1 protein-coding gene is annotated in these 878 nt (G+C 62.6%); it reads right to left on the reverse strand.

Features of this window, described 5'->3' with window-relative positions:
- Positions 1-157: 157 nt before the first annotated feature.
- Entirely contained in the window at positions 158-469 is a 312-nt protein-coding gene (locus MU407_RS14030; protein ID WP_246958416.1) for a hypothetical protein, read from the reverse strand.
- Positions 470-878 lie beyond the last annotated feature (409 nt).

Genomic DNA, 878 nt, shown 5'->3' on the forward strand with positions numbered 1-878 from the left:
CAACGGCCGACTCGAACACCTCCGCGGCTCCGCGCTCGGCTTCAGGAACCTCACGAACTACGTCGCGCGCAGCCTGCTCGAAGCCGGAGGCTTCAGACCCCACCTACACCCTCGTTCGTGAAGAGCCACTTTTCGCGATGCATGTCGATGAACGCGATCATTTCGTTGTGGGGCGGTCGAGTTCCGCTGCGAAAAACGCTGAGGCGGCTTTCAGGATCTCGTTAGCGCGTCTCGCCTCGGCGAGTTCCCGCCGAAGCCAGCGGTTCTCCTCCTCGAGCGGCTCTCCAGAGCCGGACGGCTCGGTGGGGCCGTAACGATTGCACCAGATCCGCAGCGTCTCCATGCCAACGCCGAGATGTGGTGCGACGGCGCGCATCGATGCCGCGCGGGGACCACCCTCGCGGGCCTGGCGGTCGTAGACCATGCGCACGGCGCGGTCACGCAGCTCTGGACTGAACTTCTTGGGCATGTTCCGATTCTCCTTACTGAGACTCGGAACGGAACCCAGGGCGCTTCACCGCGGCGGTCCGGCGCGGGCGAAGATGCCGGCTACGAGGTCAGCGAGCGACACCGCGTCCCTAAGAAGACCGCGAGGCATACGAGGCCGACAGCTGATCACCACAGCACCAAGGCAAAGCCGAGAGACATCGTCCTGGCTTCCACCTCGTGATACGGCGATTCAATGACATCAATAGGATTATGTCCGCCAGAGAACAGCTCTTTCGCCACGACACTACACTTTGTACGTTAGCCTCGATCTTTCATCGGGCTGGTGAGCGGTCGCGGTCGGCGTCTTTGCCGGTGTTCAGCTGCTGATTGTGGCATTCGGGTATGACAGATCGTCGCAGTGTCCGTTGCGGGCGGTCGGGTTCCACTCC

The organism is Brachybacterium sp. Marseille-Q7125 (assembly GCF_023062615.1).
Lineage (GTDB): Bacteria > Actinomycetota > Actinomycetes > Actinomycetales > Dermabacteraceae > Brachybacterium.